This is a genomic window from Streptomyces sp. MMCC 100 (genome assembly GCF_041538145.2).
Lineage (GTDB): Bacteria > Actinomycetota > Actinomycetes > Streptomycetales > Streptomycetaceae > Streptomyces.
Genome location: NZ_JBGORK020000012.1, coordinates 1 through 255, shown reverse-complemented (window position 1 = coordinate 255; position 255 = coordinate 1). Strand labels below are relative to the sequence as shown.

The window sequence follows — 255 nt, the reverse complement described above, 5'->3', positions numbered from 1 at the left end:
ACTGGAAGATCCTGCGGGACTGCCGGCTCAAGGGCGACGGAGTTCACCAGGCCATGCTCGGCATCGCCCGACTGCACAACCTGGCCCTCACTGGATAACTCGAACCCCATACGGGACAACCTCTAGGTCTGTTATGCGGTGAGGTTGTGGTTGAGGATCTTGGCGGCTTTGCTGATGGAGCCGGGCATGAGGTGGCGGTAGATCTTGAAGGTGATCTCGATGGTCTTGTGGCCCATCCACTCGGCGACGTCGGTG

Annotated in this window: 2 pseudogenes; one reads left to right on the top strand and one right to left on the bottom strand. The window is 60.0% G+C overall.

The window, feature by feature from the left end:
• Nucleotides 1-98, top strand: a pseudogene (locus ABS735_RS38555) (IS5/IS1182 family transposase); the annotation flags it as partial.
• Nucleotides 99-131: 33 nt separating this feature from the next.
• Here the strand turns inward: ABS735_RS38555 and ABS735_RS38550 are convergent.
• Nucleotides 132-255: pseudogene (locus tag ABS735_RS38550) on the bottom strand (tyrosine-type recombinase/integrase); the annotation flags it as partial.